This is a genomic window from Burkholderia sp. BCC0322 (genome assembly GCF_902833045.1).
Lineage (GTDB): Bacteria > Pseudomonadota > Gammaproteobacteria > Burkholderiales > Burkholderiaceae > Burkholderia.
The window spans coordinates 26364-43064 of record NZ_CADFDU010000005.1; the positions used below are offsets into that span (position 1 = coordinate 26364).

Sequence of the window (16701 nt, forward strand, 5' to 3'; positions counted from 1 at the left end):
CTTGCCTACCCGTCAGCCTTCGGGCGAGATCCCGAACGGCAATGGCCGCGACCGCGATCGACCTGCTCGCAGCGCGGGATACGCTCGCGCAGGCGAAGGCGGAACTGCTCGAGCGGCGCGGCGGCCGTATGCGTGGCCGATTCCGGACGATGTCGCGCTGCCGTTCCGCCGTTGACCGGTGGCACCGTCAAGCGAGCGCGGGTGGTGCAGCCAGGCTGACGTCGACGCGCTTCGGCAGGACGCCGGCCTAGTAGAACACGTCGGCGATACGCTGCTGATACGCGAGCGTGTCACGCGTGACGGGCTCGACACCGAAGCGCGCGCGGCGAAACGCGAGCGCAACCGCCGGCTCCGGAATCCCCCACAGCTTCGAGAACTCGGCCGCGCCCTGCGCGCGGTTCGCATCGAGCCATCGCTGGACCGCCGTCAATTCCGACACGGCCGCGTCCAGCACGTCGGCATTGCGCTGCGCATACGTGCGCGATGCAAAGTAGTAGCCGCGATTCTCGACGAGACCCGTGCCGTCCGCGACGATGCGCGCGCCGAACGCCTGCTGTACCACCGCGAGAAACGGATCCCAGATGATCCACGCATCGACCGAACGATTCTCGAACGCGGCGCGCGCATCGGATGGCGACAGCCAGACCGGCGAGATGTCCGCATAGTTGAGCTTCGCGGCCTGCAGCAGCCGAACCAGCAGGAAGTGCGTGTTCGATCCCTTCACCAGCGCGATGCGCTTGCCGCGCAGATCCGCAAAGGTCCTGACCGGCGAATCCTTCGCGACCACCAACGCCTCGGCCGAAGGGCCGGCCGGCGTCTGCGCGTAATAGACGAGCGGCGCGCCGGCCGCGAGCGCGAAGATCGGCGGCGCCTCACCGACATCGCCGAAGTCGATCGATCCCGCGTTCAGTGCCTCGAGTTGCGGCGGCCCTGACGGAAACTCGGTCCACGTGACGGTCACGCCGAGCGTCGCGAGCTTGCTCTGCAGCGTACCGCGCGCCTTCAACAGGCTGAACGGCCCTTTCTGATAGCCGATGCGCAACGTACGCGCGCCGGCCGTGCTCGCCAGCGCGAAGCCGGGATGCGCGGCGGCGCCCGCCGCGATCGCCAGGCCGGCATGCAGGAACCTGCGGCGGGTTGTGGAGTATTGATCTGCCATGTCGTATCGGGTTCGATGAACAGGATGCAGCTTTGCGCACGCATGCGACGAAGCCGGTCGAACCGATTCTAGGGGGTTGGCACCACGCACCGAACCAACGATGTTCGATATCGAAAGCAAGCGCTTTCATAAGGGCACGGCCGTTATCCGGGCATCATTGACCGGATCGGTCGTGAGGGTGACCGATATCTCCGCCAAATAGAGGACTGCGTATTACTCGTTGGATTGACGCACTGCCTCGTGCTCACACGCCGACGGTACAACCTCAGGACTTGCAGGAAGCGTGCAGCGCAGCCTCGTCGGTGGCCAGCATTTCGGGCACGCATTCGCGCAGGAAATCGACGAATGTGCGGATCTTCGCATCGAGATACTGGCGCGATGCGTACAGTGTGTAGACCGTCAGCTTCTGCAACCGGTAGTCGGGCAGCACACGCACCAGTGCACCGCTCGCCAGCGCGGGCAGCGCCGACGACATCGGCAGCGAACCGATGCCGAGGCCGGCGCGCAATGCGGCGCCGAGCGCGTCGGCGATGTTCACCTGGAAATCCGGCGGCGGCAGGTCGAACGTCTCGGGGCCGTCAGGGCCGTCGAGATGCCAGCGATCGCGCGGAAATACCGGCGTGACGATCTGCAGGCATGCATGGCCGTCGAGCTCGCGCACCGTGCGCGGCGTACCGCGCTCCTTCAGATACGCGGGCGACGCGCACAGCACGCTGTGCACCTCGCCGAGCCGCTGCGACACGAGCCCTGAATCGGGCAACTCCGTCGCGCTCAACTGCAGCGACACGTCGTAGCCTTCGTCGATGATGTCGGGCACGTGCTGCGACAGCGTCAGCTCGACCGCGACCGATGGATAGCGCTGCCGGTATCGCACGACCGCGGGCACCACGTAGGCCTGGCCGAAGCTCGTCGTCGCATGGACATGCAGCCGTCCGGACGGCTTTGCCTGTGCATCGGCCGCCTCGGATTCCGCTTCTTCGATATAACCGAGGATACGCTGGCAGCGGTCGAGATAGCGCTGCCCGGCGTCGGTCAGCGCGATGCGGCGTGTGCTGCGGTTGAGCAGGCGCGTGCGCAGATGCGTTTCGAGCTGCGCGACCGACCGCGATGCGTAGGCCGTCGTGATGTCCAGGCGCTGGGCCGCGCTCGTGAAGCTGCCCTCCTCCGCAACCCGGACGAAAATGCGCATCATCTGTAACGTGTCCATCGACCTGTCCCCGGGATTGAGATCACGTCGCGCCACCGTGCGGCGATGGTGCCGGCGGCTCCGGCGCAGGCCGGTCTGGCGCGAATTGTGCGGAACAGTACAGCAGCGGTGCAGACGTGTCCAGTTCGCCGTACGCGGCGTGATCCGGACGCCGAATCGTGTCGCCGTGCCGCCCCGCGATTCGCGGCCTGTATTACGCCTCAGGCCATGGCGGCGGCATCGAACGGATTACGCAACACGATCGTGTCGTCGCGCTCCGCACCGGTCGTGATCATCGATACCGGTGCGCCCGCGACCGCTTCGATGCGTGCAATGAAATCCTGTGCGGCGCGCGGCAGCGCCGCACGTTCACGTACCCCTTTCACGGTGCCGCGCCAGCCGTCGAACCGCTCGTACACGGGCTTCGCGCGCGACTGGGCCTCGAGGCTCGCGGGCAGATGATCGACCCGCACGCCATCGAGTTCGTAGCCGACGCACAGCGCGATCGACGCGAAACCGTCGAGCACGTCGAGCTTCGTGAGCGCCAGCGAATCGATACCCGAGATCCTGACGGCCTGACGCAACTGCGCGGCATCGAGCCATCCGCAGCGGCGCGGCCGGCCGGTATTCACGCCGAACTCTTGCCCGCGCGCACGCAGCGTTTCGCCGGTCGCGTCGGACAGCTCGGTGAGGAACGGGCCACCGCCGACCCGCGTCGCATACGCCTTGGTGACGCCCAGCACGTGGCCGAGCTTCGACGCACCGAGCCCCGTACCGGCCGCCGCCGCCGATGCAACGGTGCCGGACGACGTGACGAACGGGTACGTGCCCCAGTCGATGTCCAGCATCACGGCTTGGGACCCCTCGAACAGGATGCGCTCGCCGCGGTCGGTCGCGTCGTTGAGATCGGCCCAGACGGGGCGCACGAACGGCAGGATCCGCGGCGCGAGGTCGACCAGCGTCGCCAGCATCGTGTCGCGGGAATACTCGTCGAGCCTCAGACCACGGAACCACGCGTTGTGATGATCGACGAGCACATCCAGTTTGGCGGCGAGCTGGCCCGGTTCAGCGAGATCGCCGACGCGCAGCCCGCGACGTCCGACCTTGTCCTCGTAGGCCGGCCCGATCCCGCGCAGCGTGGTGCCGATCGGCTCGCGGCGCAGACGCTCCTGAGCCTGGTCGATCGCGCGGTGTATCGGCAGCACCAGCGTCGCGTTCTCGGCGATCGACAGGTTGTCCGGCGTCACCGACAGCCCGAGTTCGGCCACCCGCCCGATTTCCGCGAGCAGCGCTTCCGGATCGAGCGCCACGCCGTTGCCGATCACGCCGCGCTTGCCGCGCACGACGCCGCTCGGCAGCAGCGCGAGCTTGTACGTCTTGCCGCCGACGACCAGCGTATGACCCGCGTTGTGGCCGCCGTTGTAGCGTGCAACGAGATCGGCCTGTGCCGCCAGCCAGTCCACGACGCGCCCCTTGCCTTCGTCGCCCCATTGGGCGCCCACGACCACCACGTTCGGCATGCTTCGTACTCCGTGTGAGAAATTCAGACAATAGATCGGCCGAGTGGGCCGTTTGTGTGCCATATTGGCGGAGCTTAAGCACCCGATCAAACGATAAAACCTGAACCATCGCGTGAGTAAATATCACACGAACCAGACAATGGCCCGACGACTCCCTCCGCTGAATTCGCTGCGAGCGTTCGAAGCCGCCGCGCGCCTCGGCAGCTTCACGCTGGCCGCCGACGAACTGTGCGTGACGCACGGCGCGATCAGCCGGCACGTGCAGCAACTGGAGACGTGGCTCGGGCGGCCGCTGTTCGAACGCCACAACCGGCGGGTCGAGCTGACCGATTCGGGCCGTGCGTATCTCGCCGAGGTCGGGGCGTCGTTCGACCGGATCGCGCTCGCCACCGCGCAGCATTTCGGCCATGCGCAGCCACGCGTGCTGCGCGTGAGCGCCCCCGCGACGTTTTCGTTGCGCTGGCTGGTGCCGAAGCTGTCGTCGTTCCAGGTCGCCCATCCGGCTATCGAGGTGCGGCTGTCGACGTCGAACGAGCCGATCGACAAGCTGCGCGACAGGGTCGACCTGATCGTTCGCGGCGGCCCGCAGGCCGTCGACGGATACGTTGCGGAGGAATTCCTGTCCGAAGTCCGGCTGCCGGTGTGTGCGCCGAAGCTGCTGGAAGGGCGGCCGTTGCATGCACCGGCCGATCTCGCCGGCTTCACGTTGCTGCACGCGGCCACCTATCCCGGCATGTGGCCCGAATGGCTTGCGGCAGCCGGACAGCCGAATCTCGTGCCGCGCCACTCGCTCACACTCGAGCATTTCTACCTGACGCTGCAAGGGGCGCTCGACGGGCTCGGCGTCGCGATGGGGCCGATCGCGCTCGTCGCGGACGACATTGCCGAAGGTCGGCTCGTGCAGCCGTTCAGCGAACCGGCGCTGCCGCCGTGGCGCTACTTCACATACGTGGCCTCGGCACGAGCGAACGACGAAGCGGTACGGGCGTTCAAGGACTGGCTGAAGACGACGGGAAATGCGGCTGCGCCCGGCGGGCGGAACTGACTGGGTCAGCTTGCTGGGGGCGTGCGCCAAGACATACAGGAATACGAATCAAATGACGCAAGCGTATGGATTGCGTTTTCCCTCGTCGATACCGGGAATGTGGTTTTCGATGTGCGCCGTGAGATCACGACGCACGCGGCAAGCCGCGGATCGAACCGTGGCTTGCCGCCGGCCAACGCTTACTGACCAGCGCCGGCAGCTTTCTTCTCCGCGTTCTGCAGGTTCTGCGGATAGTTAGGATCGTTGGCCGCCGGCTTGTAACCGGCATCTTCGAGTTTCTTCAGCTCGGCGGTGTTCTTCGCACGTGCAGCCTTGTGCTCCGCCTTGCGTTGGGCCCTGGCCGCCTTGCGTGCCTGGCTCTTCGCTGCCTTCGCGTCCTGTGCCGCGGGCGCGCTGGCGTCGGTCTGCGCAAACGCCGGAACTGCCGAGCCGAACAGGAACGCGGCTGCAGTAGCAGCCAGCGTGAGTTTTCTGATCTGGATTCGCATCGCTGAACTCTCTTTTCTGGTTTATCACGGATTGAAAGACCATCGAGATACCGCCCCTGACCCGATCGGTTGTCATGCCGTGTTCGGGACCTGTGCATCATAACCGCGCCGCGAAAAATGTGGCGCCAACGTGCAAGCGCAGTTGGGGATACACGTATGGGAGAAAACGTGGGGGCGCTCGACCGTCACAGGCAGGGCGAACTGTGTCGCGCGGGTCGGCACGCGTGCTGAGCACGCGGCGGCGGAGACGAGAAACGGTCGGGGTACCCGCGCTTCAGTGCCGAGGATGGGTCATGTCCGCGCGGTGCAGTGTGATACGCGTGACCCATGACTGTTTCATAAGCGGTGCTGCCGGCATGCTCACTCTTGATGTGACCGTTATCAGATCAATCACGATCACCGCGTCAGCAGTCGAACTGTGTGCCGCGTTGCCAGTCGACGCGGTTCAAGCGACGGTTCCTCCCATAAACGACCACGATTCGGCTTTACGGTAATCAGGGCATGCGCGATCGAATCGCCGCAGCGCCCAGCGCTCGCTCCGGCAACCAATCGCCGCGCTGTGATGCCATGCGTTACCCGAGCCGGTATAACTCGTCGCCGCGCAGTCCTGTGGTCCGTATGACGAAAGGTGTGGACACGTTGCGTGCGGTGAAGAAATCGGCGGGAATCACTTCACGGCTACGCCGACCGTACAGCACCGAGGTCGCCACGCTCGTCTGGCGATCGTGGCACGTTGGGTCGTGATGTCGCGGCAATGCTTGTGAACCGTCCGATCCCGCTCAGGAACGCATCTCGCAACGTGCGGGGATCACAGGCTTTTCATTCCGCGGTTTGGGTCCCCGGAATCCAGGGGGTGTCGCTGCCCGCACAGCATGCCGATTCCCTCGGCCTCGTCTGGCCGGTGAGCTTTTACGGGATCCGGAACTGTCGGAAGGTGAGGATGTTCGGGATCATCGTTCGAATTCGATTGCGGTGAGCTTCGCGGTCGCCCGCATCTTCACGTTGGTTCACGGCGTGCACCGGATCGACCCAAGCGCCGGCGATACGTGCCGACAGCGCGACCACCCGGTTCAACTGCGGGAGGCCGTTCCCGGGCCTCTCCTTGTGGCAAGGTCGCACAGCATTGAACTTGGGTTGGTCGCTCCAAAGGTAGAAAGTTGGAAGGCCGCGGAGGAGCAAATCGAACGGCGTCGATTTCCTCTGTCCACAGCCCACAGGCTAAATTTGACGAGATGCGCGGGCGGCCAATCGGAAAAACTTGGCCATGGACAGGGAGGCATGAGTGCAAAAATCCCTTCGTCTGCCGTCCCGGATGATTTCAAACTGCTGTGAACGAAACCAAGGAGATTCGTGTTTCCGGATCGTTGATCTGCCTTGCCGGCTGGTAACAGACGCTGGCGAGGTCACGGCGCCGGGTTTGGGGTCCCATAAATGGGAACCTGTGCCCGGAAACGGCACTTTCTTCCCGTTTTTCTCCCATAGGTTTCTACGTTTCCGTCGATGTGAGTGGGTACTCACCCCTTCTGGAGGCCTTGTCGGGCTTGAAGCCAGTGTTGATCGAAGGTCCAAGTCATTGTTTTCAGGCTTGAATCGACGGTTTGAGCCGTCTGAGACACCACAGACGGCTACCCATTGGTAGCGGTTTATGGGGTTCGTCTTTCTGCGGAAGCGCACGTGTGTTTACATCTTTTGTAAACCACGTTTACTTCTTTAACTACTTTTAGACGGCTCACAGCCTTATCTGACAAGGGGTTGACGGGTGTTCGGTACCCATTTATGGGAGCACAGGTGTAAGGGGCTGGGGGTTAAGGTCTGTGGATTTGGGGTTTGGGGTACCGCGTTGTGGGGAATCAGGGTTGTGGATATGGGGCAAGCGTACCCGGTTATGGGAAATCGGCCCGGAAACGCGTTGGGTAGTCGTCTATGGGAATGCCTGTAGGTAGCCTTTTATGGGGCATTTTTTTTGATCCGCGGACGCCGGGTCGCACAGTGCTTTTTCTCTGGTAGCCGGTTATGGGGCGCCTTAAAGGTAGCCGGTTATGGGTGGCATTTGGGCCGGCTTGGTTGCAAGCCACCACGATTCCCTATGGCCGGTTCCCATGGACAAGATCGATGGCACCAAAAGGTAACCTTTTATGGGGAAACCAACAGGTTGCCGTTTATGGGAGCGATGTCTGCCTTCAAGGCCAAAATCACCGCATTCAGCGCTGCCGAAGTGGGTCGATAGGTACCCTCCTGTGGGAATCGGCAAAGGTAGCAAGTTATGGGAACAAAACAGGTCTGTGCTGCAGAGCATCACGAATTCGCGAACCGATCTCGATTCCGCACGTTTGCTTCCCATGGATGGTTACCTTGGCCGGGGCAAATCTCATGCCGGGTTTCCGTGTCCGGGCATGAAAGGTAGCGGCTTGTGGGAAGCATTTTTGACGAAAGGTAGCTGGATATGGGGCTCCGTACAGGTCGTCTGATCATAAATTTTCTTTTAATATCATAAAGTTATACGAGATAGTGCAAGTAAAGCCGGAGCAAGGGCGTTGCTCATAGACGTGAAAAGGTATAAAGTCCTCTCTCACCAAGGTCACCTTATCCGGACATTACGATGCCGCGCAAGCCCGCAAGCAAAGGCTCAGACAAACAGGTTTCGCTGTTTCAGACACCCGAGCCTCCCGACTTGCTGCGCAAGGCGGTCCAGGCGATTCATATCGCGCCCAAGTCTGGAAAGATCGGTCTGCAGCAGCGCAAGATGTTCAGCTCGCTGATCAAGAACGCGCTTCGACAGGAGGCGTTCGAGCCAGGCCGGACGAGTTTCTCGATCTCGATTGCATCGCTTTCGCACGAGAGCGGGTTGAACAGTAACAACACGAAGTACGTGAAGGACACGGTCAACTCGCTGATCAGTACCGTCGTCAACTGGGACTACCTGGCCGCGGATCGGTCGACAGTCTGGAAAGCATCGGGCCTGCTCGCCGGTGCGGAACTCGAGCAATCGGTGCTGAAGTACAGCTTCTCCGACCAGATTCGCAGCGAGTTGCTCAACCCCGAGATCTACGCACTGATCGATATGCGGATCGCCCGCGAGTTCCGGCGGTCGCACTCGCTCGCGTTGTGGGAAAACACGGTGCGCTACGAGGGGATCGGTATCACCGCGAAGATCCCGCTGCCGAAATTTCGTGACCTCATTCTCGGCCAGGACAAGGCGTCGCAGTCGTACAAGGAATACAAGCTGTTCAAGAGCAAGGTCCTGGTGCCGTGCATTCAGGAGGTGAACGAAGTTTCGGATCACACGCTCGAGTTGATCGAACACAAGTCCGGCCGGAGCGTGGAGGCGGTCCAGTTCAAGGTGACGCGCAAGCAGAGCACCGATACGGTCGAGGACGGCGACGTCAAGAATGAAGCGCTGGTCGAGGAGGTCGCCAAGTTCGGCATTCCGCGTTCGGAAGCGCGCCGGCTGATTACGCAATACGGTGTGCAGCGCATCAAGGCGGCGATTGCCTATACGCTCAATCGGACTACGAAGAAGAATGCGGCCCCGGTCGACAACGTGGCTGCCTATTTCCGCAAGGCGCTGACGCACGGCTACACGCTGTCCGACGGGCAGGGAACGGAGGCGGCCGCTCCGGCGAAGGAATCCGCGCAGAGCAAGCAGGAACAGATTCGCGACAAATATCTGGCGGCAAAGGTCGAGGAAGCCGGCGCGTATTTCCGCGAACTGGAGATCGACGACCAGACCAAGCTGATCGAGCGTTACAACGAGACGGTGGCAGGCTCGAAGGACCTCACGCTGTCGCCGAAGAAGAAGGCGAGCAAGCTCGCGCAGACCAGCTTCTTCCGATGGCTCGCGCTGGATACGTGGGGCGAACCGACCTCGGACGACTTGCTCGAATTCCTGCTGAAAAGCAGTCTCGCGGGCAACTGAACAAGGCCTCGCGGCCGGTGGGCGTCGCGGGCCGGACATCGTCGTCCGGCTTCGCGGTGCACACGCGGATGCGAGGCCTTCTGCTTTTCGCGCGTTACGGCTGCGTGGCCGTTGCCAACTCGGCAACGTACGCGTCGATGACGGTCTTGAGCTTGTCGGCGAGCGCCTCCTGGTGCGATGCGTCGACGCCCTTGAGCTGCAGATCCAGGCGTCCGTCCGGATAGGTCTTCAACTGGCCGATCGCGCGCGATTCGAGCGCGAAGTCGTGGCGAACGCTGTAGCGCGTGCGCCCCGCTTTCTTGCTGCCGTCGCTCTGCGCACGCAGGAAATTTTCCAGGTCTCGAACCGATTTTTTCCGGTCGATCACGGCCGTCAACAGCCGGTCGGCCGTCGGCTCGCCCAGGCGTTCGAAGATCAGCTTCAGGAAGTACGCCGCCTGCAGGCCGACCACGTCGTTCGCGCTCGCCATCCGTTCCAGGAGGGTGTTCGGGAGCGCGTTGAGCGACAGCGTCTTGCTGATCGAAGCCTTGTCCTTGCCGATCTTTTCCGCCAGCGTGTTCTGGTCGGAAAAGACCTTCTCGTCGAGGAGACGCTTCCACGCGACCGCATCGTCGAAGATCGTCTGGCGTTCGTGGTCGTGGTTCGCACGATACGCGATCGTGTAGAGCTGCTCGGGGGTGTGATCCGTGCGAAACGTGGCGTTGATGGTTTCATCGCCGTTGATGCTCGTCGCGCGGAGCCGGCGTTGCCCGTCGATCACCACGAGCTTGCTGGGGAACTCCGGGAGCCGCGTCACCTTGATCGGCTCGATCTGCCCTTCCCGTTTCAGCGTCAGCGCGAGCTCGTGCAGGCTCGACTCGGAGTAGAACACCCGCGGGTTGAACGGATTCGGAATGCAATCCTTGACCAATACCTTCTGAGGCGCGCCAAGATCCGGCGTGCTGGAGGGCGTCGCTGCGGCCGGGACGCTGACGGGCGCCGTCTCGCCGACGACGTTCGGTGCGATCGCCGGTTCGGGCAGCCGCGTTTCGAGGGCCGCATTTTCCTGCGCGAGCCCGCGCAACAGGCCGGCTGCGAGATGGAGGTTGCCGGTCGGCTTCTTGTCTTTCGAAGTGTCCTTAGCCATGGGCGGCTCCGGTAGCGCGCGTCGACGCGATGTATTGGGCCATTTCCGTGACCAGCTTTTCGATTTCCGCCCGGGCTTCTTTCAGGCCTTTCAGGTATCGATTGTGGTGGTGGATCGTGGTGCCGAGCGCAAATGTCTGACGGTAGACCTCGCGTTGCGCGATCTGGCTGTCGAGCAGATGCTCCCCTATTTCTTCAGCCCTTAAAATTTTTAAAATTTCTTCACGCATTTTAGTTTTTCCATTAACACTATTCAGCATTAATGCGGAAGAAAGATTCGGGTTACGGACGGATCGCATCGACTCAATCATGCGGATCATCGCGACGGTGCTGTAGAGATCGGCCGGCGACGGCGACAGCGGCACGAGGCAGAAGTCGGCGACCTCGAGCACGGAGGCAATTCGCGGATCCTCGAGGTTGCCAGGGCAATCGACAACAATGACGTCGAAGTTCGCGTCCTGTTTCTTGATCTCGCCGCCGATGCCGCGACCGGCAGGGGCCAGAGAAAGAACCGTCATCGGCAACGTGTTCTCGCCGCTCGTCACCCACCGGACGGACGTGCCTTGAGGGTCGGCATCGATCAGGGCGACTTTGTTGCCGCCGGCTTCGAACGCAGCGGCGATATTGACGGAGATGGTTGTCTTTCCAGTCCCACCTTTTTGATTACTGACGGCGATCTTGAAAGCCATTAAATTCCTCCACGGAGTTTTGCGTAATATATGCAGTTATTGCCAAAATGTCCAGAAAAGCCTTCGTCGAGATGTATGCTTCGGTGATCGATTTGGTTGTCACGTGACAAGTGGGCCAAATGGCCAACGAGTCCGTGGCGACTGGTGGTCGAGTAAAAATAAAATTGGCGATCACGATTGAAGAATGCGTGCGAGGATCGAGAGCAAATTCGGCGGATTTCAATGTTGACGGCGGCGTTAGCGAGTGGCGAGAGGCTGCTGATCTCGTAGTGTTCCTGGCAGAACTCGTCGCAGCCGCAATCAATCAATTAATTTCATGGGGGCCATGAAACTCGGTTGTCACGTGACAAGTAGCAGAGGCTTGCTCTTTCTCAAGCAATCCGGCGCCAGGAAATTCTTGATTCAATCGCGCTTCCGGTTATAGCGAGATCATTCCGATGCCCGAAATACTGTCTTTGGCTCGGTGCGGCCACTTCTCGTGCGAGGAGTTGTCACGTGACACCAATTCAGGACGGAAGGCAACGTCTGTGCGGAATCGACTCTCAGAGGGCGTTGTGATCGGACTCCATTGAACGTGAGGAAGTAGATCGCGAACGATGAGATTCGCTGCCGTTGGCTCGTCACGAGATACACCTTTTTGGCCGAATTGGCTGGCGAGTTGTCACGTGACAACCGGTGTGTTGTCTCGGAGACCTTCAGTGTCGAAGTGCCGGGTTGCGCCGCCTGTAGGGACGGAAGCACCGGTCTTGAAAAGTCTGAGTCACCAGTTGGTCTGCAACCGCTGGTCTCAATTGCAGACTGTTCGCAGCCATGCGACAGCGGAAAGGTTGTTGAGCTAACACCGGGGGATGTGCATCACTGGAGTCATTGATGTGTCCCCATTTATAGAGGGTGTTCAGATCGCCGTCGTCGTGCGAGTTGACCGGCAGGGGAGGGTATAGGCTTTATCGTGCGTACCCCGGAGTTGCGACCAGTGCGGGCGGGGGCTGCTACGCTCAACTACACATCAGAGGCTCCGATTTGCGACAAATTTCGGGGTTGAAGGCCCTCCGGCAACTCCAACGGGCCGGATCGTGAAACATTTACGAGAAATTCGGTGCTCGGTGAAATCCTTATGTGGCAATGAGTTGCGCTCTATTCTTCATGTTGTTTCACGCGAAATCAACAAGATCATCCTTGTAAATAGGGGCGCATGCCCATTTCATAGGCTTCATTTCAACGCAGGTGCAAATACACTGCGAAATGTATTTGTAATACGTGATTTGTAGTATTTGATACGTACCAAGCCAGTCTAGTACCGTAGATACATTGAACAGAGGTGAATCAGTTCGATGTGCTGCGCCGATCTATCAGCGCGAGTTGTCACGTGACAACGCCCACTCTAGTCACGCAAATCGTTGGATTGAAGCGTGGCGCGTGACTCCCAGCACTCGAGAGTTAGCTGCCGAGCGTCAGAAAGACATTAAGAAGACTCAATTGCGGAGGGGGCAAAGTCCTCATCAGTTAGCGAGGTCGGTATGAGGCGGCTTGTCCCTAGCCGACGGATGTTTGCGGGTTCGGATAAAGATCCGACGTCGCGAAGTGCCCACGCACTGCTCGGTACTCAAATTGCAATTCGCAGACGACCGCGAAGCAACCGATCCGGATCTGGCAATAACCACGTATCCCGCTGCGCTCGTCTGGCTTAATCAGATCGACTGGATCAACGCTTCACGCGAGAAGGGTTGATCTGCCCATTCTGCGGATACCACCAAAAGTCGCGACCACAGACAGAACAACATCCGCTCCGCAGGCTATCGATATCTCTCCGCGGAGAATTACCGAACAACCGGCTGTATTCCTGATTGAACCGAGTCGGCTCTCAAGCGGCGTCGAGCCGCTCGGGAAGCATCAGCCGACGTGCTTCGTTGAGCCGTATCCATTTCTGGTACCGCAGCGGACTTTTGCCAGTGAGCTGGCGGAAGTGGTGGTCGAAGGTCGAACTGCCCATTTGTATCTGCACCGCCAGATCGTCGACGTGCGGGTACGTCGGCAACGCGCCTGCCGGAGTCGCGGCATTGCCGCGCTCCGGGGAAAAAATGTGCAACGACCGGTGTGTCTACTTCGTCGCCTGCGATGTGCAAAGCGGCCTGCGGCGCGATGTCGTGGCATCGGACGTCACGCGCTCGTCGACCGTGCGCCACCACCGCTCGCCGCGGTGCGGCTCGTTGAGTGCGAGGCGCTCGCCCATCCTGGGCGTCGACAGTTCGACGCCGCGCACGGTCGCCAACGCCGTGACGCGCTCGAACGGTTCCTGCCAGCGATGCAGCGCGAGATCAAACGTGCCGTTGTGGATCGGGACCAGCCAGCGCCCTCGCAAATCGATGTGCGCCTGCACCGTTTCCTCCGGCTGCATGTGCACGTATGGCCATTGCGCGTCGTATGCGCCTGTTTCGATCAGCGTGACGTCGAACGGCCCGAGGCGCTCGCCGATCGTCCGGAAACCGTCGAAGTAGCCCGTGTCGCCGCTGAAGAACACGCGCAAATCGTCGTCGACGATGACCCAGGAGGCCCACAGCGTGCTGTTGCCGTCGAACAGGCTGCGCCCGGAAAAGTGCTGGGCAGGTGTCGCGGTCAGCGTCAGGCCGGCCACGTCCACGCTCTGCCACCAATCGAGCTGTCGGACTTTCTTCGCGTCGATACCCCATTCGATCAGGCGGTCGCCGACCCCCAGCGTCGTCACGAACACGCCGGTGGTTGCCGCGAGCGCGAGCACCGTGTCGCGGTCGAGATGATCGTAGTGATCGTGCGACAGGATCACGCCGCGTAGCGTCGGAAGATCTTCAAGCGCGATCGGCGGCGCATGGAAACGCTTCGGGCCGACACGCCGAAACGGCGACGCACGCTCGGCAAACACCGGATCGGTCAGCCAGAATTCTCCGCGCAGCTTGAGCAGCAGCGTCGAATGACCCAGCCGGTACAGGCTGCGATCGGGGGCTGCGTCGAGTGCCGCACGCGTCAGCGAATCGACGGGTAGCAGCCCGGCCGGCACGGTATTGCGCGGCTTGTTGAACAGCATGTTCCAGGCGATCCCGAGCGTCTTGCCCAACCCCTCGACCGGGCGGGGCGCGACATTGCTGAAGCGCTCGCCATTGTGCTGCGGCGAGCCGCCAGAAAGCGCGCGGCCGCGTCGGGCGGCCGCAAAACCCAGAATGCGATGAATCAGAACGAGAGGCGATGCCATGTCGGTTGGTCCGGAGTGGAAAGTACACTGAGCAGTGTAGTTTGTTTCTGGGAGAAGTAAACTCCCCGGTGTAAAATTTCTGAATGGATACCCGTACTCCCCCTCTGCGCCTGACCGATCGAAAGCGCGCGGCCATCGTCGACGCGGCCATCGAGGAATTTCTCGCGTCGGGTTACGACGCGACCAGCATGGACCGCATCGCCGCGCGTGCGGACGTGTCGAAGCGCACGGTCTATAACCACTTTCCGAGCAAGGAAACGTTGTTCGCCGCGATCCTGCAAAAATTGTGGGATGCGACCCGTACCGGCAGCTCGCCAACCTATCGCGCCGATGTGCCGCTGCGCGAGCAATTGCTCGCGTTGCTGAATCGCAAAATGCGCCTGCTCAGCGACGAGGCATTTCTCTCGCTCGCACGCGTCGCGATCGGTGCGGCCATCCATTCGCCGGAGCGTGCGCGTGACATGGTCGAGCGCCTAGGCGAGCGCGAGGAAGACATGACGGTCTGGGTGCGGACGGCCGCGGCGGCCGGACGTCTGTCCGTGACCGATCCGGTGTTTGCCGCGCATCAGTTGCACGGTGTCGTGAAGGCATTCGCGTTCTGGCCGCAGATCACGATGGGCCAGCCGCCGCTCACGGAGCCGGAGCAACAAACAGTCGCGCAATCCGCTGCCGACATGTTTCTCGCGTACTACGCGCGACCGGAACACACCGATGCATCGCGTGCCGTAACGGACTGATCGTGCACCCGGTCGAGCTTGCGCGAATCGAACCCGGCGCAACGCGCATGATCGATGCGTGCGCTGCCAGGACGAGCCGGCAAACCGGCAGATTCGTACAAGCGACCGCGGAACAGTCTCATCTGGTCTGGCCATTCAGCGGAAATCGGCGATGCCGTCAGCGCACCTGAAACCGAACGCGAGTAACGACGAATGAAGACGCTGTTGATCGTCTATCACACGATGACCGGAGGCACGCAACAGATGGCTGAAGCGGCTGCCGGCGCTGCGCGCGAGCAGCCCGGCGTCGACGTCAGGCTGCAGCGCGCGGATGCGACGAGCGCGAACGACGTTCTGGCCGCCGACGCCTACCTGTTCGCCACGCCGGAGAATCTCGCGGCCATGTCCGGGCTGATGAAGGATTTCTTCGACCGCTGCTACTACGCGGCGCTCGATCGCGTGAACGGCCGCCCGTATGCGGCGATGATCTGTGCGGGAAGCGATGGGCAGAACGCGTTGCGCCAGATCGACCGGATCGCGACCGGATGGCGGTTGAAGAACGTGGCACCGGGCCTGATCGTCTGTACGCACGCGCAGATACCGGAACGCATCCTCGCGGCGAAGACGATCGACACCGACGATCTTGCACGCTGCGCCGAATTGGGCGCCGGTCTTGCGGCGGGACTTGCACTGGGCGTTTTTTGATCGCCAGGGCCGCGACTGTGACGACCGGTCGACGCACGTTTGTGCACGCGACGCGCGGTCTCGAGCAGCACCGATCTTGTGGCACGGGGCTGGCGGAACGCCCGGCCCTTAGCTGTCCTTTGCGGTTTCCGAAGGCCGGTGATATTCGGGCCAAAGACGTTTCACGAGATCGCGCGATGCGCCATAGGCATGGCAGCTGTCGATCTTGCGCGGTTTTCCCTCGCTGTCGCGCTCCTCGAGCGATGACTTACGCATGCCGACCATCGTCTGATAGGCCGTGGTGGCGATCGGGCCGAGCAATTCCTTCAAATGCGTGCACGTATCGCAGGACGGCAGGCGCTTGCGAATCTCGCTGTTCCAGCCCGCACCGATGCTCAATCCGACGAGCGCCTGCAGCGAGTCTGCGCCGCCCGGGCACTGCGCATACGGATGCGACCGGAGGAACGTGGACACGGCTCGGACGACCATGTCGGCGTCGAAGACCAGCGTCACGCCGAGCTCGTGGATCGGCGACAGCGCAGCGACCGTCCGCGTGCCGCCAGGCGGCGTGAAATCAAAGGTTTTGCGGTCCGCGAGGCAGGCTGTGACTTCGAACTGGCCGTCGCTGCGCCGGTAGCCGTGCATGTCGATCTGCCGATGGTGAATCTCCTCGCGTGTAATTCCGTCGTGCGGGATATCGTGTGGGGGAACCATGTATCTGCTCCGTTTCGTACAACCGGTTCGTTCTTTGGGCAGGCAAGGGGGATGCCGACAGCTCGCCGGGGGGCGCGGCGAAACGGGCCGAGGTACGCTGCCGACGACATCGATCCGGTCATACTATGCACTTTTGGGCCGCTTCGTGCGCCACGGGATCGATGCGGACGCAACGAGTCATGCGCGGGCACCGATGTGATCGAACGGGCACGGCACTTGCGCCGATCCATCGCCGT

Annotated in this window: 15 protein-coding genes; 5 read left to right on the forward strand and 10 right to left on the reverse strand. The window is 61.9% G+C overall.

What is annotated here, in order from left to right; all coding sequences use genetic code 11:
- Positions 1 to 247: 247 nt before the first annotated feature.
- From HWX39_RS16155 to HWX39_RS16165, 3 genes are all read right to left on the reverse strand, one after another.
- Positions 248 to 1159: an aliphatic sulfonate ABC transporter substrate-binding protein gene (locus HWX39_RS16155; RefSeq protein ID WP_175969020.1), complete on the reverse strand. Its 912-nt coding sequence runs from the start codon at positions 1157 to 1159 to the stop codon at positions 248 to 250.
- 265 nt (positions 1160 to 1424) lie between these two features.
- Positions 1425 to 2366, reverse strand: coding sequence for a LysR family transcriptional regulator (locus HWX39_RS16160; RefSeq protein WP_175969021.1), 942 nt, complete (start codon positions 2364 to 2366; stop codon positions 1425 to 1427).
- Positions 2367 to 2566: 200 nt separating this feature from the next.
- The gene (locus HWX39_RS16165) at positions 2567 to 3865 is read right to left on the reverse strand and encodes an adenylosuccinate synthase (protein WP_175969022.1); all 1299 of its coding nucleotides are present in this window, start codon (positions 3863 to 3865) and stop codon (positions 2567 to 2569) included.
- Between the two features lie 139 nt (positions 3866 to 4004).
- On the opposite strand from HWX39_RS16165, the gene gcvA reads away from it, so the two are divergent.
- Positions 4005 to 4910: a transcriptional regulator GcvA gene (gene gcvA / locus HWX39_RS16170; RefSeq protein WP_175969023.1), complete on the forward strand. Its 906-nt coding sequence runs from the start codon at positions 4005 to 4007 to the stop codon at positions 4908 to 4910.
- A gap of 179 nt (positions 4911 to 5089) precedes the next feature.
- On the opposite strand, the gene HWX39_RS16175 is transcribed toward gcvA, so the two are convergent.
- Together HWX39_RS16175 and HWX39_RS35930 are read right to left on the reverse strand one after the other, a co-directional pair.
- On the reverse strand, positions 5090 to 5398 hold the full coding sequence (locus tag HWX39_RS16175) for a DUF4148 domain-containing protein (RefSeq protein WP_175969024.1): 309 nt from the start codon (positions 5396 to 5398) through the stop codon (positions 5090 to 5092).
- 909 nt (positions 5399 to 6307) lie between these two features.
- The gene (locus HWX39_RS35930; RefSeq protein WP_208458844.1) at positions 6308 to 6472 is read right to left on the reverse strand and encodes a hypothetical protein; all 165 of its coding nucleotides are present in this window, start codon (positions 6470 to 6472) and stop codon (positions 6308 to 6310) included.
- A 1525-nt stretch (positions 6473 to 7997) separates the two neighbouring features.
- Between HWX39_RS35930 and HWX39_RS16180 the strand changes: the two genes are divergently transcribed.
- Entirely contained in the window at positions 7998 to 9314 is a 1317-nt protein-coding gene (locus HWX39_RS16180; RefSeq protein WP_175957347.1) for a replication initiation protein, read from the forward strand.
- A gap of 94 nt (positions 9315 to 9408) precedes the next feature.
- Here HWX39_RS16180 and HWX39_RS16185 read toward each other — a convergent pair whose 3' ends face one another.
- Both HWX39_RS16185 and HWX39_RS16190 read right to left on the reverse strand, forming a co-directional pair.
- Positions 9409 to 10440 carry a ParB/RepB/Spo0J family partition protein gene (locus HWX39_RS16185; protein WP_175969025.1) on the reverse strand — a complete coding sequence of 344 codons (1032 nt, stop codon included), beginning with the start codon at positions 10438 to 10440 and terminating at the stop codon, positions 9409 to 9411.
- Entirely contained in the window at positions 10433 to 11128 is a 696-nt protein-coding gene (locus tag HWX39_RS16190) for a ParA family protein (RefSeq protein ID WP_011350423.1), read from the reverse strand. Before HWX39_RS16190 ends, HWX39_RS16185 begins: the two co-directional genes overlap by 8 nt.
- Before the next feature lie 119 nt (positions 11129 to 11247).
- Between HWX39_RS16190 and HWX39_RS16195 the strand changes: the two genes are divergently transcribed.
- Positions 11248 to 11457: a hypothetical protein gene (locus HWX39_RS16195; protein WP_175969026.1), complete on the forward strand. Its 210-nt coding sequence runs from the start codon at positions 11248 to 11250 to the stop codon at positions 11455 to 11457.
- A gap of 1532 nt (positions 11458 to 12989) precedes the next feature.
- On the opposite strand, the gene HWX39_RS36270 is transcribed toward HWX39_RS16195, so the two are convergent.
- Positions 12990 to 13214 (reverse strand): AraC family transcriptional regulator, encoded by a 225-nt coding sequence (locus tag HWX39_RS36270; RefSeq protein WP_244135021.1) that lies wholly within the window; start codon positions 13212 to 13214, stop codon positions 12990 to 12992.
- A 12-nt stretch (positions 13215 to 13226) separates the two neighbouring features.
- On the reverse strand, positions 13227 to 14351 hold the full coding sequence (locus HWX39_RS16205; protein ID WP_175969027.1) for an MBL fold metallo-hydrolase: 1125 nt from the start codon (positions 14349 to 14351) through the stop codon (positions 13227 to 13229).
- A gap of 83 nt (positions 14352 to 14434) precedes the next feature.
- On the opposite strand from HWX39_RS16205, the gene HWX39_RS16210 reads away from it, so the two are divergent.
- Positions 14435 to 15088 carry a TetR/AcrR family transcriptional regulator gene (locus tag HWX39_RS16210; protein ID WP_175969028.1) on the forward strand — a complete coding sequence of 218 codons (654 nt, stop codon included), beginning with the start codon at positions 14435 to 14437 and terminating at the stop codon, positions 15086 to 15088.
- Positions 15089 to 15280: 192 nt separating this feature from the next.
- On the forward strand, positions 15281 to 15772 hold the full coding sequence (locus tag HWX39_RS16215; RefSeq protein ID WP_175969029.1) for an NAD(P)H-dependent oxidoreductase: 492 nt from the start codon (positions 15281 to 15283) through the stop codon (positions 15770 to 15772).
- Between the two features lie 108 nt (positions 15773 to 15880).
- Here HWX39_RS16215 and HWX39_RS16220 read toward each other — a convergent pair whose 3' ends face one another.
- Entirely contained in the window at positions 15881 to 16465 is a 585-nt protein-coding gene (locus HWX39_RS16220; protein ID WP_175969030.1) for a DUF2889 domain-containing protein, read from the reverse strand.
- Positions 16466 to 16701: the final 236 nt, after the last annotated feature.

Coding starts and splice junctions, on each gene's coding strand:
- HWX39_RS16155 (WP_175969020.1), bottom strand. CDS start 1,159: ATGGCAGATCAATACTCCACAACCCGCCGCAGGTTCCTGCATGCCGGC.
- HWX39_RS16160 (WP_175969021.1), bottom strand. CDS start 2,366: ATGGACACGTTACAGATGATGCGCATTTTCGTCCGGGTTGCGGAGGAG.
- HWX39_RS16165 (WP_175969022.1), bottom strand. CDS start 3,865: ATGCCGAACGTGGTGGTCGTGGGCGCCCAATGGGGCGACGAAGGCAAG.
- gcvA (WP_175969023.1), top strand. CDS start 4,005: ATGGCCCGACGACTCCCTCCGCTGAATTCGCTGCGAGCGTTCGAAGCC.
- HWX39_RS16175 (WP_175969024.1), bottom strand. CDS start 5,398: ATGCGAATCCAGATCAGAAAACTCACGCTGGCTGCTACTGCAGCCGCG.
- HWX39_RS16180 (WP_175957347.1), top strand. CDS start 7,998: ATGCCGCGCAAGCCCGCAAGCAAAGGCTCAGACAAACAGGTTTCGCTG.
- HWX39_RS16185 (WP_175969025.1), bottom strand. CDS start 10,440: ATGGCTAAGGACACTTCGAAAGACAAGAAGCCGACCGGCAACCTCCAT.
- HWX39_RS16190 (WP_011350423.1), bottom strand. CDS start 11,128: ATGGCTTTCAAGATCGCCGTCAGTAATCAAAAAGGTGGGACTGGAAAG.
- HWX39_RS16195 (WP_175969026.1), top strand. CDS start 11,248: ATGGCCAACGAGTCCGTGGCGACTGGTGGTCGAGTAAAAATAAAATTG.
- HWX39_RS16205 (WP_175969027.1), bottom strand. CDS start 14,351: ATGGCATCGCCTCTCGTTCTGATTCATCGCATTCTGGGTTTTGCGGCC.
- HWX39_RS16210 (WP_175969028.1), top strand. CDS start 14,435: ATGGATACCCGTACTCCCCCTCTGCGCCTGACCGATCGAAAGCGCGCG.
- HWX39_RS16215 (WP_175969029.1), top strand. CDS start 15,281: ATGAAGACGCTGTTGATCGTCTATCACACGATGACCGGAGGCACGCAA.
- HWX39_RS16220 (WP_175969030.1), bottom strand. CDS start 16,465: ATGGTTCCCCCACACGATATCCCGCACGACGGAATTACACGCGAGGAG.